This window comes from Micromonospora sp. NPDC052213 (genome assembly GCF_040679695.1).
In the GTDB taxonomy this organism is placed as follows: Bacteria; Actinomycetota; Actinomycetes; order Mycobacteriales; family Micromonosporaceae; genus Micromonospora.
The window spans coordinates 1-20,784 of sequence record NZ_JBFAVI010000128.1; the positions used below are offsets into that span (position 1 = coordinate 1).

The window sequence follows — 20,784 nt, forward strand, 5'->3', positions numbered from 1 at the left end:
GCGGGCGGCGTGACCCCGGCCCGGTACTGACTCACGGCGGTCGGGGGCCGCGTCGGGGTCGGTCGAGCCGCTCCCGCCCCGGCTAGGAGCGGGAGTGGACCAGCGCGGCCCAGGCCTCGCCGCGCTCCTGCGAGATCCGCATCATCTCGGGGCTCGGCTCGAACTCCTCGGCCGCGTCCTCCGGGACCGGGCCGCCGGGCAGCTCGCCCCGGATGAACATGCCGAGGAAGTCGAGGGCCATCTCCCAGCCGATGCCGACCTCCACGAGCATCTGCTCCGAGGTCGTCGCGTGCTCGAGTTCCAGCAGGGTGCCGTCGCCCTCCTCGCTGAGTCGCAGCTCCACCTCGCTGTCCGGCTTGCCCTCGTACACCCAGCTGATGGTGAGCCGCCGCGGTGGCTCACAGCGCAGGATGTCGCCGCTGGCGTTGCCCTGCAGGGCGAAGTTGCCGCCCTCGCGGAGATCGCCCTTGGGCTCGATGAACCAGCGGTTGATGCGGTTCGGGTCGGTGCAGGCGCTCCAGACCTCGTCGACGGGCGCGTCGTACCGCTGCCGGATGATGATGCTGCGGGCCTCGCCGGCCGGGATGGTGCGCCGGCCGAGGGCCCGCTCCGTCGCCTGACCTGATGCCACCGGGCCGTTCACTTCTTCGCCCCTTCCTCGTCGATCTTGTTCTGGAACGACTGGAGGATCGTCGGCCAGCCCTTGTCCATGCCGTTGCGGACCCGCTTGGCGTGCTTGGTGCCCATCCGGTCGAAGTGGGTGTGCTCGACGTCCACCCGGGTCTTCTTCTGGCCGTCGGCCACGAAGGTCACGGTGAACTCGCTCGCGTTGTCCGGGTCGATCCGGCCGAAGCCGTTGAGCCGCCAGCCGATGACCAGCGTGTCCGGGGAGTCCACCTTCCGGATCAGGCCGAAGGTGTGCTCCTCGCCCTGCTCGTCGATCTCGTACCAGCGACCGCCCTTCTTGTCGACGCCCAGCGGGGCCCCGACCTTCGTGGTGCGGAAGTTGTTCGGCCACCACTCGGGGAAGCCCTCGAGGAACACCTTGAAGGCGGTCTTGCGGTCGGCCTTGACAGTGACGCTGTGCCGGACGAACGGGTCGTAGTTCGGGGGCTTCGGCTTCTTCGCGGCGGTGCTCTTGGTGGTCGTGCTCTTCGCGGCCGGTGCGGTCTTCTCCTGAGTCATGTCTCGTCCTCACTGTCGCTGCGCGGCGGATGGGCGGGTCAGACGGGGTCCGCCCATCCTCCTCCATAAGTCGGCACGAACGTAAGTTATAGTTTATACGTAGTCCGGTCAATCGCGCGCGACCGCCGCGGTTCCCGCCGGGTGTCGCCGTCCCGGGCCCCGCGGCAGGTGTCGCCGGTCAGTCGCCCCACCGCAGGTACGCGGGCGCCGGGCGGCCCGGCAGCAGGCGCAGCGGGGCGTGGTCCAGCCCGAGCACCTCCCGCATCGCGATGTTCTCGCCGGGCCACTTCGGATTGTCGAGCTCGTCGAAGGCGACGATGCTGCCCTTGGTGAGGTAGGGCCGGATCGCCTCCAGCACGGCCTTCGTCGGCTCGTAGAGGTCGAGGTCGAAGTACGCCAGCGCGATGACGGTCTGCGGGTTCTCCGCGAGGTAGCGCGGCACCGTCTCCCGGACGTCCCCCTCGACGAGCACGCTGCGCCGTGTCACGTGGCCGAAGAAGTCGCTGCACTCGTGCGCGTCCAGCACCTCCTTCAGGTACGCCGGATAGCCACCGGGCACGGCGAAGCGGCCCTCGTACGCCGTCGGACCGACGCGGTCGACGTCGTTGACGTCGGGGAAGCCGGTGAAGGTGTCGAAGCCGACGATGCGCCGCAGCGGGTTGTAGGGCTCGTAGACACCGCGCAGGGCGGCGAAGGTGGCGAGGTGGCGGCCGAACCGGACGCCGAATTCCATGATCACGCCCGGGACGTCGAGGACCTCACGGTAGAGCGCGTCCATGGAGAGCAGGTCGGTCATCTGGTGGCGGCGCAGGAACAGGGGGAGGTTGTTGACCAGTTCCTCCGTCGGGATGGGGGAGTTGGTCAAGAGCTTCGTCAGGCGCTGGGTGGTCTCCGTCTCCTCCGGTGAGTCGTGCACGAACGCACGCAGGTCCTGGCTGTCGCCGCTGTCCATCCGCAGCCTCCACTACCTAGATCACTTTATAGTTTCAAGCGTAATAGAGGGGTGTTGTCCACACAACAAGGTCGGCCCGTGCGGCTCCGGCTACCAGGGCGCTCGGTCGTCAGCTCAGCAAGGTGGACCATCCTGGGGCGACATTCCGCGTGCTACATATGACTGAAGTGCAGGTCGCCTCCTCTCAGCTCCGGAAAGGCGAGTGATCGCGGTGCGCGTGTTGTTCTCCAGTCTCGGAACCCATGGCCACACCTATCCCCTGCTGCCACTGGCCACGGCGGCCCGTGCGGCGGGCCACGAAGTCACCTTCGGCACCGGCGAGGCCTTCGCGGGCACCCTGCGGAAGCTGGGCTTCGACCCGGTCGCCACGGGGATGCCTGTCTTCGACGGTTTCCTGGCGGCGCTGCGGATCCGCTTCGACACGGACAGCCCCGAAGGGCTGACCCCCGAGCAGCTCAGTGAGCTGCCGCAGATCGTCTTCGGGCGCGTCATCCCGCAACGCATCTTCGACGAGCTCCAGCCGGTGATCGACCGGGTGCGTCCCGACCTCGTGGTGCAGGGGGTCAGCAACTACGCCGCTGGTCTGGCCGCCCGCAAGGCGGGCATCCCGGCCGTCTGCCACGGCGTCGGCCGCGACACGCCGGACGAGCTGACCCGCTCCATCGAGCAGGAGGTGCACGGGTTGGCCCAGCGGCTCGGCGTCGACCTGCCGGCCGGGCGCATCGACGGCTTCGGCAACCCCTTCATCGACATCTTCCCGCCGTCGCTGCAGGAGCCGGACTTCCGGGCCCGTCCGCGCCGCCACGAGCTGCGCCCGGTGCCCTTCACCGAGCAGGGCGAGCTCCCGGCCTGGGTGTCCTCGCGCGACACCGCCCGCCCACTGGTCTACCTGACGCTCGGCACGGCCAGCGGCGGCACCGTCGAGGTGCTGCGGGCGGCGATCGACGGGCTTGCCGGCCTCGACGCCGACGTCCTGGTCGCGAGCGGCCCGTCCCTCGATGTCAGCGGCCTGGGCGACGTGCCGGCCAACGTGCGGCTGGAGTCGTGGGTGCCGCAGGCGGCCCTGCTGCCCCACGTCGACCTGGTGGTGCACCACGGAGGCAGCGGCACCACTCTCGGCGCCTTCGGCGTCGGGGTGCCGCAGCTGTCCTTCCCGTGGGCGGGGGACTCGTTCGCCAACGCCCAGGCGGTGGCGCAGGCCGGCGCCGGCGACCACCTGCTGACCGACGACATCAGCCCCGACACGGTGGCGAGCGCCGCGAAGCGCCTGCTGACCGACGAGAGTTACCGGACGGGGGCTCGGGCCGTGGCGGCCGAGATCGCCGCCATGCCGGGTCCCGACGAGGTCGTCCGCCTGCTGCCGGACTTCGCCGCCCGGAGCGCCGGCTGACCGCTGGCCCGCCGCCGGGGCCGACACCCGTCGGCCCCGGTTGGCGCCCACCAGGGGCGGTGACGGCGGCGCGGGTGACGCCGGGGCACTCGCCTCGGGTCATCGCGCCCCCACGGCGGATGGCCGGCGCGCCGGCGGCACGCCGACGGGTGTGTCCCCTCGCGGTCCTTCGCCCGTGCCCCGGCCGCGCCGCGCGCGGCCACCCGTACCGCTCAGTCCTCGTCGGCGGCCCGGGGGCGCGGCCGGCGCCCGGCCGACCGGCCGGTGCGGTCCTCGGTCGACCGCGCGCGACCGCGCGCGATCTCGGTGCCCAGGGCGTCGAGGCGCTGGTTCCAGAAGCGTCGGTAGCGCTCCAGCCACCGGTCGAGCTCCTGGAGAGGGGCGGGGTCGACCGCGTAGAGCCGCCGGGTGCCCTGCGGGCGGACGGTGGCGAAGCCGTTCTCGCGCAGCACCCGCAGGTGCTGGGAGACACCGGGCTGGGAGATGCCGAACTCGCGCTGCACGACCGCACCGACCTCGCCGGCCGACAGTTCGCCGTCCGCCAGCAGCTCGATGATGCGCCGGCGGACGGGATCGCCCAGGATGTCGAACGCGTGCACGGGTACGACAATATCAGACCGGGGTTATAGAAGCCGCAGGTTCGGCCGGTCGGGCCGTCGGTACCGCCCGGGCGGCTGACGGACCGGGCGGCCGCGTCGCGAGGGGGAGAGATGTTCGGACCGGAGCACGCCGAGGTGTACGAGGCCGCCTACCGCGCCCGCGGCAAGAGCTGGCACGACGAGGCGACGGACGTGGCCGACCGGATCCTGACCGCCCGCCCCGACGCCGTCCGGCTGCTCGACGTCGGCTGCGGCACGGGTGCGCACCTCGAGACCCTCGCCGCCCGCTTCCCCCACGTGGAGGGGCTCGAACTGGCCCCGGCGATGCTGACGCTCGCCCGACGCCGGCTGCCCGGGGTGCGCCTGCACGCCGGGGACATGCGGGCGTTCGACCTCGGCGTCACGTTCGACGCGGTGACCTGCCTGTTCACCGCGGTCAACTTCCTCGGCACGGTGGCCGAGATGCGGGCCGCCGTGGCCACGATGTCGACCCACCTGGCACCGGGCGGCGTGCTGGTGCTCGAGCCGTGGTGGTTCCCGGAGCGGTTCATCGACGGGTACGTCGGCGGCGACCTGGTGCGCGAGGAGGGCCGCACGGTGGCGCGGGTGTCGCGGTCCACCCGGCAGGGGCGGGTGACCCGGATGGAGGAGCGCTGGCTCGTCGGCGACGCCGCCGGGATCCGGGAGTTCAGCCAGGTCGGCCTGCTCACCATGTTCACCCGCGAGGAGTACGACTCGGCGTTCGCGGCGGCCGGCTGCGAGTCCACGTACGTCGAGGGCTGGTTGACCGGCCGGGGCCTTTTCGTGGCGACGCGCACCGGCGGCTCCGCCACCTCGTCAAAGGGCTGACCGCCCGGGTCGAGCGGCTCGACGGTCGATCTTTACGAGCCAATCACATTGCCGACAGGACGCTGGCTGCGGCATGACGGCCGTGGCAGTCTCCTGTTCGCAACGATCTATTCGTCAGTTTGTCGAAAATGCTGGAACCGGACGGTCGTCGGCGATCTCGTGAGCCGTTCACGTATTCGTCGGAATGTTTCCCGGTTCATTTCCGTGACTGGCCGGACCGACCCCGACCGCCACCCGCCGTGGGCGAAGGCCGACGCACCGGCCCGGCCTACCTGACGACCAGTCCGTCGTCGGCCTGCGCGGTCCACCACGGGTTGCGGCGGGCCCACTCGACGGTCCGGCGCAGGCCGGTCACCAACGGCACGCGGGCCCGCCAGTCCAGCAGCGCGGCGGCCTTGCCGCAGTCCGGAACCCGGCGGGGGATGTCCTGGTAGCGGGCGCCGAGCCCGGCTCCGGTGTCCACGGTCTGGGCCGCCACCGGCACCCCGGCCACCGCGCCGGCCAGCCGGATCGCCTCGGCGACGGTGGTCTCCACGCTGCTGCCGATGTTGAAACACTCGCCGACGGCGCGCGGGTGGGCGGCGGCCAGCAGGGTCGCCTCGGCCGCCTCGTCGATCCAGGTGAAGCACCGCGTCTGGCGGCCGTCGTCGTACACCACGGGCGGAACGCCCCGCAGCAGGCGGGCGACGGTGCGGCTCAGCACGTAGGCCGGACGCTGGCGCGGGCCGTAGACGTTGAAGTACCGCAGGACCGTCACCGGCAGGCCCTCCTGCCGGTGGAACGCGAACGCCAGGTGCTCGGCCGCCGCCTTGCTCGTCGAGTACGACCACCGGTCCGTCGCCGTGCTGCCGAGCACCCGGTCGTCGTCCTCCCGCCACGGCACCCGCGGATTGCGCCCGTACACCTCGCTCGTGCTGGACACCACGACCCGGGCGCCGGTGCGCAGCGCGGCGCGCAACGCGTTCCGGGTGCCGTCCACGTTGATCTCGACCACGTCCAGCGGCCGGCTGAGGTACCGGTCGACGCCGACGACCGCCGCGAGATGGTAGACCTCGTCCACCCCGGTGGCGGCGGCCGCCAGCCCGTCGGCGTCCCGGACGTCGCCGCGGACGTGCCGGATCGCGCCCGGCGGGTGCTCCAGGTCGGGCGGCGGGTCGGCGAGGTCGTAGACGACGACCTCGTCACCCCGGCGGACCAGCCGTTCGACGACGTGACTGCCGACGAAGCCGAAGCCGCCGGTGACCAGGGATCTGGGCACTGTTCCTCACCTTCCAACGCCGCGGTAGGCGAAGCCGAACCGGTGCAGCTCGCGGATGCGCGCCGGCGAGAGGTGCATGCGGCCGTCGAAGACCAGGCAGGGCTCGTCCACCCGCTCGGCCAGGGCGCCGAAGTCGAGCTCGTGGAACTGGCGGTGCCCGGCGAGGAAGGCCAGGCAGCCCGCCCCGCTCACCGCCTCGTCCAGGCTCGCCGCTGGTGCGGTGCCGAACCGGGCGACGATCTCGGCGGGGTCGGCCAGCGGGTCGAAGATCCGGACCCGGAAGCCGCTGTCGCGCAGCGCCGCCACGACCCCGCGCACCGGAGTGTTACGGACGTCCCCGGTGTCGTTCTTGAACGCCGCACCGAGCACGGCGATCGTCGTGTCGGACCGGTCCCGCCCCAGCTTGACCAACTCGTCGGCGATGACGGCGGCGGTGTGCCGGGGCATGTCGTCGTTGACCGCGCGCGCGGTCTCGACCGTGCGCAGGGGCACGCCGCGGTCCCGGCCGTCCCGCCACGCCATCCACGGGTCCTTCGTCAGGCAGGAGCCGCCGACACCCACCCCCGGCAGCAGCAGGTTCACCATGCTGCTGCCCTTGGGCAGGGTGTTCGCCGCGCCGATGACGTCGAGGACGTCCACCCCCAGCACCGCGCAGTACCGGGCGAGCTCGTTGGCGATCGCCACGTTCGCGTCGATCCACCAGTTGGTCGCGAGCTTGACCACCTCGGCGGCCTCGGCCGACGGCACCTGCCGGACGTCGACGCCGAGCGCGGACCGCCAGAACCGTTCGGCCGCGGCGGCGCTGCGCGGGCCGCACCCGCCCACCACCACCGGCAGCGTCCGCACCTGCGCCAGCGCCACCCCCTCGGCGAGTCGCTCCGGGCAGAAGGCCAGCCCGAAGTCACGTTCGTGCACCAGCCCGCCGCTCTCCAGCAGGGGTGCGACGAGGGTCCGGGTGGTGCCGGGGGAGACCGTCGACTTGAGGATCACCAGTTGCCCGGCGCGCAGCCGCGGGGCGACCTGCTCGCACGCCGCCACGAGCTGGTCGGTGACCATCTCGTGGCCGGCGTCGGTCGGGGTGCCGACCGTCACGATCACCACGTCCGCCGCGCCGACCGGGTCGTACGACGTGCTGGCCGTCAGCCGTCCGGTGGCGGCGAGGTCCCGGACGGCGCCGGCCAGGCCGGGTTCGGGCAGTCGGCAGCGGCCGGCCCGCAGGTCCGCGACGGTGCCCGGGTCGCTGTCGACGGCGACCACCTCGGCGCCGCGGCCGGCGAGGGTGACGGCGAGACAGGTGCCGACGTAGCCGGCACCGGCGATGACCACCCTCAGCGGGGACGGTCCGCCCGGGTCGGGAAGGAACGGCATGATGGCCCGGCACCGCCTTCCTGGTCACGACCTCGTGGTCCTGTCGCCGGCACGCGCGCGTGCCCGTGCCGCCGGGTCACGCGATGGCCGCCGCGGCCAGCGCGGTGCGGCCGGCCGACCAGGCCGGGCCCGACCGGCCCACCGGGCCGGACAGCCGCGTGAAGGTCTCGACGAGCCGGCACACCGGGCCGAGGGCCAGCGCCGGCGGGTCGGTCGGCCGCGGCGGCGCGGTGGCGACCGGGGCGGCCGCGCAGCCGTCCTGGGGCAGCACCAGCTCGGCGGTGCCGACCAGGTGGCTGGTGGGCTCCTCGTCCACCAGGGCCCGGGTCAGCGTGCTGTCGCCCCGGACCAGCACGACCCGGGCCTGGTACGTGCCCGGGCGCGCCACCACCGGGACCTGCGCGCCGTCGGGCGCCACCGCCCACGCGGTCGGCACGTCCGCGGCATCCCCGTCGGCCCGCAGGCCGACCAGCACCAGGTCGCCGGGCTCGCTGTCGGGCACGTGCAGCACCATCCGGGGCCGGGTGGCCTCCGTGACGGCGTTGCGCAGCCAGCCCGCCAGGACGTGGCAGGGCCGGCCGGCCAGCAGCCGGGACATCTGCCGGAAGTGCCCCGGCGACGTGCCGACCAGCCGGGAGAACTGGGTGGTGAAGGTCCCCGCGCTCGTGTAGCCGACGTGGCCGCTGATCGCGGTCACCGTCAGGCCGGAGTGCAGCAGCATCCGGCGGGCCTCCGCCATCCGCAGCGCGGCGAGGAAACGGGCCGGGGTCATCGTGGTCACGTCACGGAACAGCCGGTGGAAGTGGAACGGGCTGAAGGGAACCACCCGGGCCAGGTCGGCCAGCTGCAGCGGCTCCGACAGATGCCGGCGCATGTAGTCGATGGCCCGCGCCGCAGCCGCCTCCCGGGACTGCTCCATCGTGCTCCGGGCAACGCCAGACGTCGATTTCACATCAGCTCCCTGTGGCAGTGGATCGGGCACCGCAGAGGAGTCTGCGTAGTCCTCCTTGACGATTTCTTGAACGCCTCGGCAACCGGCTGGGGGCGCCATTGGCGGGTCAGCCGAGCAAGTTGGGAGAAGTGGATCCGATGAACGCCGTGAAACATGGGTCCGTAGCGGTACGGCGATCCGGGGCTCCCTCGGAGCTGGATTTCGACGAACCATTTCGTCAACTGTCGTCTGATTTCACCGCGTCCCACCTGCGGGAGGAGTGCGGCATGCCCGCCAATTGGCGAACCATTCGTCAATACGTCCTGACGCCGGGGATGGCCCAGACCACCTTCGCGACCCGGGGCTTCCGCGCCCGGGACGAGCCGACCCGTGAGCGGCTCGAGTCGATCGGCGCCCACTTCCTCACCGGCTACGGGCACGCCGTCGGCGCCCGCGGCCCGGACGAGGCGGCCGTGGCGCTGGAGACCGTCGAGCCGGAGCTGCGCGGGTTCGCGTACGAGGGCGCGGCGATGGGCCTCGCCGTCCTGGACGGGCTGACCGGTGGCCGCCGCGTCGCCCGGTTCCTGGCCGGGCCGGCCGCCCGGCACGTCTACATGGTCCATGTCGGGGTGGGCTGGGCGATGGCCCGCCTGCCCCGCTGGCGTCGGCACGCCATCCAACCCGCCGACCGGCTGCTGGGCTGGCTCGCCCTCGACGGCTACGGATTCCACCAGGCGTACTTCCACACCCGGCGGTACGTGCGGTCGCACCGGCGCGACGAGGCGCTGCCCTGGCCCGGCGACCCGATCGGGCGGTGGACCGGGCGCGTCGTGGACCAGGGCATCGGCCGCGCGCTGTGGTTCGTCGAGGGCGGCGACACCGACCGGATCGCCGACACGGTCGACGGGTTCCCGCCGGACCGGCACGAGGACCTGTACAGCGGGGTGGCGCTGGCCGCCACGTACGCCGGCGGGGCACCGCCCGAGGACCTGCGGCGGCTGCGCGAGCGCAGCGGCGCGTACGCCCCGGCGATGGCCCAGGGCAGCGCCTTCGCGGCGGAGGCCCGGGAGCGCGCCGGACTGACCACCGCGCACACCGCGGTCGCCACCGACGTCTTCTGCGGCGCGCCACCGGCCGAGGCGGCGGCGGTCACCCAGGCCGCGCTGGCCGACCTCGACCGGGACGGGCCGGAGCCGGCCTACCTGGTGTGGCGGCAGCGGATCGCCAAGCAGTTCGTGACGCTGGGGAGGTGCTGACCCTTGTCGGCAATCATCACTATGTTCCGCCGGCAGATCGCCGGGCTGGTCGCGCTGGTGCTGCTCACCGGCATGTACGTGCTGGTCCGGCAGCCGGAGGCGAACGCCGACGAGCGGCGCGCCATGGCACAGCCGTACCGGTTCACGCCGATGTCGCTGCCGATGCCGGGCGGGCTGCCGCAGCAGTCGATCCGCCGGGTCAACGGCGCGTACCAGCATCTGGCGGCGTGGATCTCCTCCGTCGGCGCCGGCGTCGCGATGAACGACCTGGACGGCGACGGGCTGGCCAACGACATGTGCGTCACCGACCCGCGCATCGACCGCGTCGTGGTGACCCCGGCCCCGACCGCCGGCGCCGAGCGTTATCAGCCGTTCGTGCTGGATCCGGCGCCGCTGCCGATGAACCCGAACATCGCCCCGATGGGCTGCCTGCCCGGCGACCTCAACGCCGACGGCCGCACCGACCTGCTCGTGTACTGGTGGGGCCGGACCCCGGTGGTCTTCCTCGCCCGGGCCGACGCGACCGGGCTGTCCCGGGCCGCCTACCACCCGGTCGAGCTGGTGCCGGGCGCGGCGACCGGCGGGAGCCGGTACGACGGGCCGAAGTGGAACACCAACGCCGCCACGCTGGCCGACTTCGACGGCGACGGGCAGCTCGACGTCTACATCGGCAACTACTTCCCCGACAGCGCGGTCCTCGACGACACCGTGCACGGCGGGGTGGCGATGAACCGCTCCATGTCCAACGGCCTCAACGGCGGCGAGGACCACGTGTTCCGGTGGACCGGCGCCACCGCCGGCGCCACGCCGAGCGTCTCCTTCGCCGAGGTGCCGGACGTCTTCGACACCAAGGTCTCCCGCGGCTGGACCCTCGCCGTCGCCGCCAACGACCTCGACGGCGACCAACTGCCCGAGCTGTACGTGGCGAACGACTTCGGGCCGGACCGGCTGCTGCACAACCGGTCGGAGCGGGGGCGGATCGCCTTCGCGCTGGTCGAGAGCCCCGGGCTGCCCGGCCTGACCCCGAAGTCCAAGCGGCTCGGCCACGACTCGTTCAAGGGCATGGGCGTGGACTTCGGTGACATCGACGGCGACGGCATGTTCGACCTGTACGTCGGCAACATCACCACCTCGTTCGGCATCCAGGAGAGCAACTTCGCGTTCGTCAACACCGCCGCCGACACCGAAGCGCTGCGCGCGGCGCTGCGGGCCGGCGAGGCGCCGTGGCACGACCGGAGCGCCGAGCTGGGCCTGGCCTGGAGCGGCTGGAGCTGGGACGTCAAGTTCGGCGACTTCACCAACCGCGGCGAACCGGCCATCGTGCAGACCGCCGGTTTCGTCAAGGGCGAGGTCAACCGCTGGGCGCAGTTGCAGGAGGCGGCCACCGCCAACGACGACCTGCTGTCCAACCCGCGCTGGTGGCCGAAGGTCGAGCAGGGCGACGACATCGCCGGCGGCCAGCACCTCGCCTTCCACGTCCGCGGCGCCGACGGCCGCTACGAGGACCTCAGCCAGGAGCTGGGCCTGGCCGACCGGGTGCCCAGCCGGGGCATCGCCACCGGCGACGCCGACGGCGACGGGCGGCTCGACTTCGCCGTCGCCCGGCAGTGGGACGCGCCGGTCTTCTACCGCAACGACAGCCCGGACACCGGATCCTTCCTCACCCTGCGGCTGCTGCACGAGCAGGCGCCGGCCGCCGGCCCCCTCGCCGGGGCGGGGTCGCCGGTCGTCGGCGCCCACGTCCGGGTCACCACGCCGGACGGTCGGGTGCTCATCGACCGGGTCGACGGCGGCAGCGGCCACTCGGGCCGGCGCAGCAACGAGGTGTCGCTCGGTCTCGGCGACGTGACCGGCCCGGTGTCGGTCCACCTCACCTGGCGGGACCGGTCCGGCGTCCCGCACGAGCAGGAGCTGTCGCTCACCGCCGGTCGACACACCCTCACCCTCGGTTCGCAGGCTCGGGAGGTCTCGCGATGACGCAGAAGCCGGCGAAGGACCCGCGGATCACCGCGCTGCGCAGGTTCGCCATCTCCATCACCATCCTGAACATCGCCGGCTACACCGTGCTCGGCTTCGAGCAGGCCTGGGCGTGGCCGCTGTTCGCGATCGCCACCGGCTACGCCGTGGAGCTCGTGCTGGAGACGATCGGCGCGCGGGCCGAGCACCGCCCGCCCCGCTACCGGGGCGGCGGCCTGCGGGGCCTGGTCGAGTTCCTCTACCCCGCGCACATCACCGCCCTCGCGGTGAACATGCTGCTGTACGTCAACGACCGCCTGCCGGTGATGCTCTTCGCGGTGGCCGTGGCCATCAGCGGGAAGTGGCTGTTCCGGGTGCCGGTCAACGGCCGGCTGCGGCACTTCATGAACCCGTCGAACTTCGGCATCGCGGTGGTGCTGCTGCTGTTCCCGTGGATCTCCATCGCCCCGCCGTACCAGTTCACCGAATACCTCGAAGGCCCCGCCGACTGGATCGTCCCGGCGGTCATCGTCGTCTTCGGCACCATGCTCAACGCGAAGCTCACCGGCCGGATGTGGCTGATCGCCGGCTGGCTGGGCGTCTTCGTCCTCCAGTCGGTGGTGCGGGGGCTGGTGCTGGACACCGCCATCCTGCCGGCGCTGGCCACCATGACCGGGGTCGCGTTCGTCCTGTTCACCAACTACATGATCACGGACCCGGGCACGACCCCGTCGCGGCCGCTGTCCCAGTTCGCCTTCGGCGGCGGGGTGGCCCTGGTGTACGGCGTCCTCACCGGTGCGTCCATCGTCTACGGCCTCTTCTTCGCCACCGCCATCGTCTGCCTGATCCGGGGCGGCTTCCTCTGGTCGCTGCACGCGGTGCGCGTCGCCGCCCGCGACGGCAAGGGCACGCCGCCCGCCGCCCCGGGGACCGTCGACGGCACAGTGCCACCCGTGGCCCGCGAGATGGTGCGGGCATGAGCAGGATCGCCGTCGTCGGCCTGGCCTGCCGCTTCCCGGACGCCGCCGGCCCCGGGCAGCTGTGGGAGAACGCCCTCGCCGGGCGGCGCGCGTTCCGCCGCCTGCCCGACGAGCGGATGCGGGCCGCCGACTACTGGTCCCCGGACCCGGCCGCCCCCGACCGCTACTACGCCGGCAACGCGGCCGTCATCGAGGGCTACGAGTTCGACCGGGTCGGGTTCAAGGTCAGCGGGAGCACGTACCGGTCCACCGACCTCACCCACTGGCTGGCCCTCGACATGGCCGCGCAGGCACTCGCCGACGCCGGGTACCCCGAGGGCGACGGGCTGCCGCGGGAGCGGACGGCGGTGGTCGTCGGCAACACGCTCACCGGCGAGTTCACCCGGGCCGGCATGATGCGCCTGCGCTGGCCGTACGTCCGGCGCGTGGTGGGCGCCGCCCTCGGCGGGCAGGGCTGGGACGACGACCGGGTGGCGGCCTTCCTCGCCGACCTGGAGCGCTCCTACAAGGCGCCGTTCGCCGAGATCACCGAGGACAGCCTCGCGGGCGGCCTGTCCAACACCATCGCCGGGCGGATCTGCAACCACTTCGACCTGCACGGCGGCGGGTACGCGGTGGACGGGGCCTGCGCCTCGTCGCTGCTGTCGGTGGTCACGGCCTGCCGCAGCCTGACCGACCTCGACGTCGACGTGGCGGTGGCCGGCGGCGTGGACCTGTCCATCGACCCCTTCGAGATGGTCGGCTTCGCCAAGACCGGCGCGCTCGCCGGCGACGAGATGCGCGTCTACGACCGCCGGTCCAACGGGTTCTGGCCCGGCGAGGGCTGCGGCATGGTGGTGCTCATGCGGGAGCGGGACGCGCTCGCGCAGGGCCGGCGCATCTACGCCTCGGTGGCCGGGTGGGGCGTCTCCTCGGACGGCCGGGGCGGCATCACCCGGCCGGAGGCGGCCGGCTACCGGCTGGCGCTGCGGCGCGCGTACCAGCGGGCCGGCTTCGGGGTGGACACCGTGCCGCTGTTCGAGGGGCACGGCACCGGCACGGCCGTCGGCGACGGCACCGAGCTGCGGGCCCTGAGCGAGGAGCGCCGGGCGGCCGACCCGGACGCCGACGCCGCCGCGATCGGATCCATCAAGGGGATGATCGGTCACACCAAGGCCGCGGCCGGGGTGGCCGGCCTGATCAAGGCCGTGCTGGCCGTGCACCACCAGGTCGTCCCGCCGACCGTCGGGTGCGTCGAGCCGCACCCGGAACTCACCGCGGACCGGCCCGCGCTGCGCGCCGTACGGCGGGCCGAGCCGTGGCCGGCCGGCGCCGCGCAGCGGGCCGGCGTCACCGCGATGGGCTTCGGCGGCATCAACACCCACCTCGTCGTCGACGGCCCCACCCGCCCCCGCCGCCGGTCCCTGGACCGGCGGACGCAGCAGCTCGCCCGGTCCGTGCAGGACGCCGAGCTGCTCCTGGTCGACGCGGACAACCGCGACGAGCTGCACGACCGGCTGGACGACCTGCGGACGGTCGTGGCCGGGCTGGCCTTCGCCGAGCTGGGCGACCTCGCCACGGCCCTGCACCGGGGCCAGCGCGGCCGCGCGTACCGGGCGGCGGTCGTGGCCCGGTCGCCGGAGGAGGCCGACCGCGGCCTCGGACTGGCGGCCCGGGCCCTGGCGCCCGAGGGCGCCGGGACACTGGTCGACCCGGCGCGGGGCGTCTTCGTCGGCCGGGTCACCCGGCCGGCCCGGGTCGGCTTCCTGTTCCCCGGCCAGGGCTCCGGCCGGGGCTGGGGCGGCGGGGCGCTGCGCCGGCGGTTCACCGAGGTGGACGACGTCTACCGCGCGGCCGGGGAACCGCCCAGGGAGGAGGCGGCCGGGTCGACCGCGTTCGCCCAACCCCGGATCGTCACGGGCTCGCTGGCCGGGCTGCGCGCCCTCGCCGCGCTCGACATCGACGCGACCGTCGTCGTCGGCCACAGCCTCGGCGAGCTGACCACGCTGCACTGGGCGGGCTGCCTCGACGAGGACGAGCTGCGGGAACTCGTCACGCTCCGGGGCGAGGCCATGGCCAGGCACGCCGCGCCGGGCGCGATGCTCGGCGTCACCGCCGGGCCGGAGGAGACCCTCGCCCTGCTGGCCGGCACCAGCGCGGTGATCGCGGGCTACAACGGGCCCCGGCAGACGGTCGTCGCCGGAGGCGACGCCGTCGTGGCCGAGGTGGCCCGGCGGGCCGCGACGGCGGGGGTGAGCTGCACCCGGCTGCCCGTCCCGCACGCCTTCCACTCGCCGCTGATGACACCGGCGGCCACCGCCTTCGCCGAGCGCCTGCGGTCCCGCCGGTTCGGGCCGCTGCTGCGCCGGGTGGCCTCGACGGTGACCGGCGCCGTCCTCCCGTCGGACACCGACCTGCCGCAACACCTGCACCGGCAGATCGAGGCTCCGGTGCGCTTCGCCGCCGCGCTGGCGCGCGCCGCCGCCGAGGTCGACCTGTTCCTCGAGGTCGGCCCCGGCAAGGTGCTCACCGGGCTGGCCCGAGAGCAGGCGCCGGACGTGCCGGCGCTGGCGGTCGACACCGACGCCGAGTCGCTGTCCGGCCTGCTCGCCGCGGTCGGCGCGGTGTACGCGCTCGGCGGGCCGGCCGCGTACCCGGCCCTGTTCGAGGACCGGCTGACCCGACCGTTCGACCCGCACCGCGCCCGCACCTTCTTCGCGAGCCCGTGCGAGGCGGCACCTGAGCTGGCCGAGCCGGCGCCGACCGTGGTCGAACCGGTCCCGGCCCCGGCCCGGGCCGACGAAACCCCGCTGCCGGCCGTCACCGGCGCGCTGGAGCTGGTGCGCAACCTCGTGGCGCAGCGTGCCGAGCTGCCGGTGGAGGTGCTCCGGGACGACAGCCGGTTCCTCGACGACCTGCACATGAGCTCGATCACCGTCGGCCAGCTCGTCAACGAGGCCGCCCGTGCCATGGGGCTCTCCGCGGTGGCGATACCGACCAACTTCGCCACCGCCACCGTCCGGGAGATGGCCGAGGCGCTGGAGGCCCGGGAGCGCGAGGCCCCGCACGAGCGCGCGGACCTCGTCGCCGGCGTCGCGCCGTGGGTGCGTACCTTCGTCGTCGACCTGGTCGACGAGCCGCTGCCGGTGACGGACCCGACGGAGCCGTGCGGTCGCTGGCAGGTGTTCGCCGACCCCGACCACCCGCTCGCGGACGCGCTGCGCCGGGCCCTGGAGGCGGGCGGCGTCGGCGACGGCGTGCTGGTCTGCCTGCCGGACGAACCGGACGAGGAGCACCTGGCCGTCGCGGTGCGCGGGGCCCAGGCGGCGCTGCGCCAACCGCCCGGCGGGCGACTCGTGGTGGTGCAGCCGGCGGCGCGGGCGGGGGCGGTGGCCAAGACCGCCCGGCTGGAGGGCGACCGGCTGCGGACCACCGTCGTGACCACCCCCCTCGAACCGGCCGCGGTCGGCCGGGTGGTCGCCGACGTGGCCGCCACGGAGGAGTTCATCGAGGTGGTGTACGACCCGGGCGGCGGCCGTCGGGTGCCCGTGCTGCGCCCGCTGCCCGCGTCCGGCGCCGAGCCGCACGCGCTGCCGCTGGGTCCGGCGGACGTGCTGCTGGTGACCGGCGGCGGCAAGGGCATCACCGCCGAGTCCGCGCTGATGCTGGCCCGCGAGAGCGGCGCCCGGTTGGCCGTCCTCGGCCGGTCCGACCCCGCCGCCGACGAGGCCCTGGCCGGCAACCTGATGCGGCTCGCGGACGCCGCGTCCGACCTGCGTTACCTGCGCGTCGACGTCACCGACGCCGACGCGGTGGCCGCCGCGGTCGCCACGGTGACCGCCGACTGGGGACCGGTGACCGCCGTGCTGCACGGCGCCGGGCAGAACACCCCGGCCGCGCTCGTCGACCTGGACGAGGCGGCCCTGCGGGGCGTGTTCGCCGCCAAGGTCGACGGCCTGCGGGCGGTCCTCGCCGCGGTCGACCCCGCACACCTGCGCCTGCTGGTCACGTTCGGCAGCATCATCGGGCGCGCCGGACTGCACGGCGAGGCGCACTACGCCGCGGCGAACGAGGCGCTGGCCGAGCTGACCCGGGAGGTGGCCGCGACGCGGCCGGGGTGCCGCGCCGTCTGCCTGGAGTGGTCGGTGTGGTCCGGGGTCGGCATGGGGGAGCGGCTGTCGGTGGTCGAGTCGTTGAGCGGCTCGGGTGTCACCCCGATCAGCCCCGACGACGGCCTGCGGGTCCTGCGCGAGGTGGTCGCCGACGACACGCTGCCTCCGGTGGTGGTGGTCACCGGGCGCACCGGCGGCGTGGAGACCCTGCGCTACCACCGCTCGGAGCTGCCGCTGCTGCGCTTCACCGAACGGCCGCTGGTGCGCTACGACTGCATCGAGCTGGTCTGCGAGGTCGACCTGGCCCGCACCACGGATCCGTACCTCGAGGACCACCGGCTCGACGGCGACCTGCTGTTCCCGGCGGTGCTCGGGTTGGAGGCCATGGCCCAGGTGGCCACCGCCCTGGCCCGGCACCCGGGGGTGCCCGTGATCGAGGAGGTCCGGTTCGACCGCCCGGTGGTCGTCGACCCGGACACCGGCACGACCGTACGCATCGCCGCGCTGGTCCGGTCGGAGCAGGTCATCGACGTCGTCCTGCGCAGCGCGGCGACCGGTTTCGCCGCCGACCACTTCCGCGCCCGGCTCCGGTTCGCGCCGGACGAGACCTACCCGGCGTACACTGCGGCGCCGGCGCCGGCGGAGCTGCCGGCCGTACCGCTCGACCCGGCCCGCGACCTCTACGGCGACGTGTTGTTCCAGGCCGGTCGGTTCCGCCGGATCAAGGGCTACCGGCAGGTCGCGGCGCGGGTCGCCGAGGCCGAGGTGGTCACCAGCGACGCCGCCTCCTGGTTCAGCGCCTTCCTGCCGGGCCGGCTGGTGCTCGGCGACCCGGGCGCCCGGGACGCGTTCATGCACGGGATCCAGGTCTGCGTGCCGGACGCGACGCTGCTGCCGGAGGGCATCGACCGGATCTGGTCGGCGGGCCCCAAGCTGTCGGCCACCGAGGCCGTGACGATGACCGCGCGGGAACGCGAGCAGCACGGCACCGCCTACGTGTACGACGTCGTCGTCCGGGACGCCACGGGCGCGGTGATCGAGCACTGGATGGGCCTGCGACTGCGCGCCGTGCGTCCGCACGCGCCGCGCGGGTCCTGGCCGCCCGCGCTGCTGGGGCCGCTGCTGCAACGACGGCTCGCCGAGGTGTTCCCCGGCGACATCGCCGTCGCCGCCGCGCCAGGCGGCGGGTCCCGCGACTCCGGCGCGCTGCTCTCCCGCGCGCTGGGCCAGCCCGTGGTGGTGCGGCACCGGCCTGACGGACGGCCGGAGGTCGACCTGCCGTACACCGTCTCCGTGGCGCACTCGGCACCGCTCGACCTCGCCGTCGCCGGGGACGGGACGCTCGCCTGCGACGCCGAGCCGGTGGCCGCCCGCCCGGCGGACGTGCGACACGACCTGGTGGGTCGGCACGGCGCCGTGGCGGCACTGCTCGTCGCGGAGGTCGGCGACCCGCCGGACGTGGCCGCCACCCGGGTCTGGTGCGCGGAGGAGTGCCTGCAGAAGGCCGGCCGCCCCGAGGGCCGGCTCACCCTGCTGCCCGGGGCGCTCCCCGACGGCTGGGTGGTGCTGGACGCCGGCGACGTGCGGATCGCCACCCGGGTCGTCGCGGTGGCGGGAGCATCGGCGCCGACCGTGGTCGCCGTGCTCGGCGGGGCGGGGCGGTGAGCATGCCGCGCTACTACGAGTACCGGCACGTCGTCGGCTTCGAGGAGACGAACCTCGTCGGCAACGTGTACTACGTGAACTACCTGCGCTGGCAGGGTCGGTGCCGGGAGATGTTCCTGCACGAGCACGCGCCGGAGATCCTCGACGAGCTGCGCGCCGACCTGAAACTGTTCACCCTCAAGGCCGAGTGCGAGTTCTTCGCCGAGCTGGCGCCGTTCGACCGACTCGCGGTCCGGATGCGGCTGGTCGAGCTCAGCCAGACCCAGATGGAGTTGGGCTTCGACTACCTGCGGCTCGGCGGCGACGACCTGTTGGTCGCCCGGGGGCGCCAGCGCATCGCGTGCATGCGCGGGCCGAACGGGCGCACCGAGCCGGTCCGGGTGCCGGCCGGACTGGTCCGGGCGTTCGCTCCGTTCCGGGCGGCCACGGTGGGGCAGGGGTGATCGGCATGCGCTTCGACACCCGGCTGGTGCACGGCGGCCGCCGGCCGTCGGCGGGCACCGGGGACGTCGTCCCCCCGATCCACGTCTCCACCACCTACGAGCGCCGGGCGCAGGACGAGCCGCGCTACTTCTACGGCCGGGGCGAGAACCCCACCCGGGAGGAGTTGGAGGAGTGCCTCGCCGGGCTGGAACGGGCCCCGTTCGCCACCGTCTTCTCCTCCGGCCAGGCCGCCGCCGCGACCCTGCTGTCGCTGGTACGGCCCGGGCAGTGCGTGGTGAGCACCGACGACGTGTACGCCGGCACCGACGGCCTGTTCGACCTGGCCGCGCGGCAGGGCGTGCGGGTGCGGTACGCCGACCTGACCACCCCGGAGGGGATCACGGCGGCCCTGGCGGAACCGGACCTCGCCCTGGTCTGGATCGAGACGCCGACCAACCCGCTGCTCACCGTGGTGGACGTCGCCGAGGTCAGCCGGCGGGCGCACGAGCGGGGAGCCCGCGTGGTGGTCGACAACACCTTCGCCAGCCCGGTGCTCCAGCAGCCGCTGGCGCTCGGCGCCGACGTCTCGCTGTACAGCACCACGAAGTCCATCGCCGGCCACGCGGACGTGCTGGGCGGCGCCCTCGTCTACCGCGACGCGGACCTGCACGCCGCGGTCCGGGCGTACCGGACGACGGCCGGGAACGTGCCGGGGGCGCTGGACTGTTTCCTGGTCCGCCGGGGGCTGCACACCCTGTCGCTGCGGGTGCACCGGCAGGTCGCCACCGCGCGCGTCCTGGTGGAGCGGCTGCGGGCGAGCCCCGCGGTCGGAGCCGTCCACTATCCGGGGCTGCCCGAGCACCCGCAGCACGCGGTCGTCAAGGCCCAGATGAGCGCCCCCGGCGCGATCGTCTCCTTCGACTACCTCGGCGGCCCCGCCGAGCGACTGCTGGACCGGTTCACGCTCTTCACCTGCGGCGTCAGCCTCGGGAGTGTGCACTCCCTCGTGGAGTGCCCGGCCCTGATGACGCACCGTCCGCTGTCGGCCGAGGCTCGCTCGCGGCGGGGCATCGGCGACTCGCTGATCCGCCTGTCGGTCGGCATCGAGGACCCGCACGACCTCGCCGAGGACCTGTCCCGGGCGCTGGCGGGCGGGCCCTGAGCCGGCCGTCCGCCCGCGTCCCGCCGTCCACCCCGCCTGCCACGAAAGGGGCCGTCCATGGCCATCCGCGAGATCGACACGACCCTGCCGGTCGTCCGGTCGCTGCCCGCCCCGGGTCGCTACCTGTGCGGCCTCACCTTCGACGGCGAGTTCTTCTGGCACTCCGACCAGGAGGCCGGCGAGATCTACGCCCTCGCCCCGGACACCGGCGCCGTCGTGCGGACCCTGTCCTGCCCCCGGGCGCGGGCCGACCTCACCGTGGGCGGCGGCGCGCTCTGCCAGGTCGGCGGCCGGCCGAAGCGGATCCTGCTGATCGACCCGCTCACCGGCGAGGCGCTCGGCGAGAAGGAGGTGGCCCCGCCCAGCGGCCGGCTCTGCGGGGTGGAGACCACCGGCGTGGCGATGTGGATGGGGCTGCGCGGGCCGTCGGTGGTGCAGCTCCGCGACGTCGCCACGATGACCGTCCAGCGTGAGTTCCCGGTGCCCGGCGTGCCGTCCGGGCTGACGGTGGCCGGTGACCTGGTGGTCTACGCCGACTTCGAGGGGGCGATGCTGCGGGCGGTCGACGCCCGGCACGGCACGCTGCGCGGACAGGCGCAGGTGGCCGGCCGCCCGGTCGGCCTGACCTGGGACGGCGCGCTGCTCTGGTACGCCGACTTCGCCGGCCGCCGGCTGGCGGCGGTGCGGCTGCCCGACCTGCTCGCCGCCGGGTCGTGACC

At 74.0% G+C, this 20,784-nt stretch carries 16 protein-coding genes; 9 read left to right on the forward strand and 7 right to left on the reverse strand.

Features of this window, described 5'->3' with window-relative positions:
- Positions 1-82: 82 nt before the first annotated feature.
- From AB0L34_RS24795 to AB0L34_RS24805, 3 genes are all read right to left on the reverse strand, one after another.
- Positions 83-631: an SRPBCC family protein gene (locus tag AB0L34_RS24795; protein ID WP_363706990.1), complete on the reverse strand. Its 549-nt coding sequence runs from the start codon at positions 629-631 to the stop codon at positions 83-85.
- Between the two features lie 8 nt (positions 632-639).
- On the reverse strand, positions 640-1,185 hold the full coding sequence (locus tag AB0L34_RS24800) for an SRPBCC family protein (protein ID WP_363706992.1): 546 nt from the start codon (positions 1,183-1,185) through the stop codon (positions 640-642).
- A 178-nt stretch (positions 1,186-1,363) separates the two neighbouring features.
- Positions 1,364-2,137, reverse strand: coding sequence for a class I SAM-dependent methyltransferase (locus AB0L34_RS24805; RefSeq protein WP_363706994.1), 774 nt, complete (start codon positions 2,135-2,137; stop codon positions 1,364-1,366).
- Between the two features lie 202 nt (positions 2,138-2,339).
- Between AB0L34_RS24805 and AB0L34_RS24810 the strand changes: the two genes are divergently transcribed.
- Positions 2,340-3,527 carry a glycosyltransferase gene (locus AB0L34_RS24810; protein WP_363706996.1) on the forward strand — a complete coding sequence of 396 codons (1,188 nt, stop codon included), beginning with the start codon at positions 2,340-2,342 and terminating at the stop codon, positions 3,525-3,527.
- A 212-nt stretch (positions 3,528-3,739) separates the two neighbouring features.
- On the opposite strand, the gene AB0L34_RS24815 is transcribed toward AB0L34_RS24810, so the two are convergent.
- On the reverse strand, positions 3,740-4,126 hold the full coding sequence (locus AB0L34_RS24815; protein WP_357463003.1) for a metalloregulator ArsR/SmtB family transcription factor: 387 nt from the start codon (positions 4,124-4,126) through the stop codon (positions 3,740-3,742).
- A 111-nt stretch (positions 4,127-4,237) separates the two neighbouring features.
- Between AB0L34_RS24815 and AB0L34_RS24820 the strand changes: the two genes are divergently transcribed.
- Positions 4,238-4,975, forward strand: coding sequence for a class I SAM-dependent methyltransferase (locus AB0L34_RS24820; RefSeq protein WP_363706998.1), 738 nt, complete (start codon positions 4,238-4,240; stop codon positions 4,973-4,975).
- Between the two features lie 268 nt (positions 4,976-5,243).
- On the opposite strand, the gene AB0L34_RS24825 is transcribed toward AB0L34_RS24820, so the two are convergent.
- From AB0L34_RS24825 to AB0L34_RS24835, 3 genes are all read right to left on the reverse strand, one after another.
- Positions 5,244-6,233, reverse strand: coding sequence for an NAD-dependent epimerase/dehydratase family protein (locus AB0L34_RS24825; protein ID WP_363707000.1), 990 nt, complete (start codon positions 6,231-6,233; stop codon positions 5,244-5,246).
- Between the two features lie 6 nt (positions 6,234-6,239).
- Complete coding sequence (locus AB0L34_RS24830) at positions 6,240-7,559, reverse strand: nucleotide sugar dehydrogenase (RefSeq protein ID WP_363707015.1); 1,320 nt, start codon at positions 7,557-7,559, stop codon at positions 6,240-6,242.
- A gap of 118 nt (positions 7,560-7,677) precedes the next feature.
- The gene (locus AB0L34_RS24835; protein WP_363707002.1) at positions 7,678-8,520 is read right to left on the reverse strand and encodes an AraC family transcriptional regulator; all 843 of its coding nucleotides are present in this window, start codon (positions 8,518-8,520) and stop codon (positions 7,678-7,680) included.
- Between the two features lie 299 nt (positions 8,521-8,819).
- Between AB0L34_RS24835 and AB0L34_RS24840 the strand changes: the two genes are divergently transcribed.
- From AB0L34_RS24840 to AB0L34_RS24870, 7 genes are read left to right on the forward strand one after another with little or no spacing between them, the layout of a single operon-like run.
- On the forward strand, positions 8,820-9,788 hold the full coding sequence (locus AB0L34_RS24840; protein ID WP_363707004.1) for a DUF1702 family protein: 969 nt from the start codon (positions 8,820-8,822) through the stop codon (positions 9,786-9,788).
- A gap of 3 nt (positions 9,789-9,791) precedes the next feature.
- Positions 9,792-11,765, forward strand: coding sequence for a CRTAC1 family protein (locus AB0L34_RS24845; RefSeq protein ID WP_363707006.1), 1,974 nt, complete (start codon positions 9,792-9,794; stop codon positions 11,763-11,765).
- Positions 11,762-12,724: an enediyne biosynthesis protein gene (locus AB0L34_RS24850; protein ID WP_363707008.1), complete on the forward strand. Its 963-nt coding sequence runs from the start codon at positions 11,762-11,764 to the stop codon at positions 12,722-12,724. Before AB0L34_RS24845 ends, AB0L34_RS24850 begins: the two co-directional genes overlap by 4 nt.
- The gene (locus AB0L34_RS24855) at positions 12,721-18,480 is read left to right on the forward strand and encodes an SDR family NAD(P)-dependent oxidoreductase (protein ID WP_363707010.1); all 5,760 of its coding nucleotides are present in this window, start codon (positions 12,721-12,723) and stop codon (positions 18,478-18,480) included. The genes AB0L34_RS24850 and AB0L34_RS24855 overlap by 4 nt, the downstream gene beginning before the upstream one ends.
- Positions 18,481-18,482: 2 nt before the next feature.
- A complete protein-coding gene (locus AB0L34_RS24860; protein WP_357463048.1) occupies positions 18,483-18,923 on the forward strand; it encodes an acyl-CoA thioesterase in 441 nt (146 codons plus the stop codon).
- A 5-nt stretch (positions 18,924-18,928) separates the two neighbouring features.
- The gene (locus AB0L34_RS24865) at positions 18,929-20,065 is read left to right on the forward strand and encodes a PLP-dependent aspartate aminotransferase family protein (RefSeq protein WP_363707012.1); all 1,137 of its coding nucleotides are present in this window, start codon (positions 18,929-18,931) and stop codon (positions 20,063-20,065) included.
- A gap of 57 nt (positions 20,066-20,122) precedes the next feature.
- Positions 20,123-20,782: a hypothetical protein gene (locus tag AB0L34_RS24870; RefSeq protein WP_363707014.1), complete on the forward strand. Its 660-nt coding sequence runs from the start codon at positions 20,123-20,125 to the stop codon at positions 20,780-20,782.
- Positions 20,783-20,784: the final 2 nt, after the last annotated feature.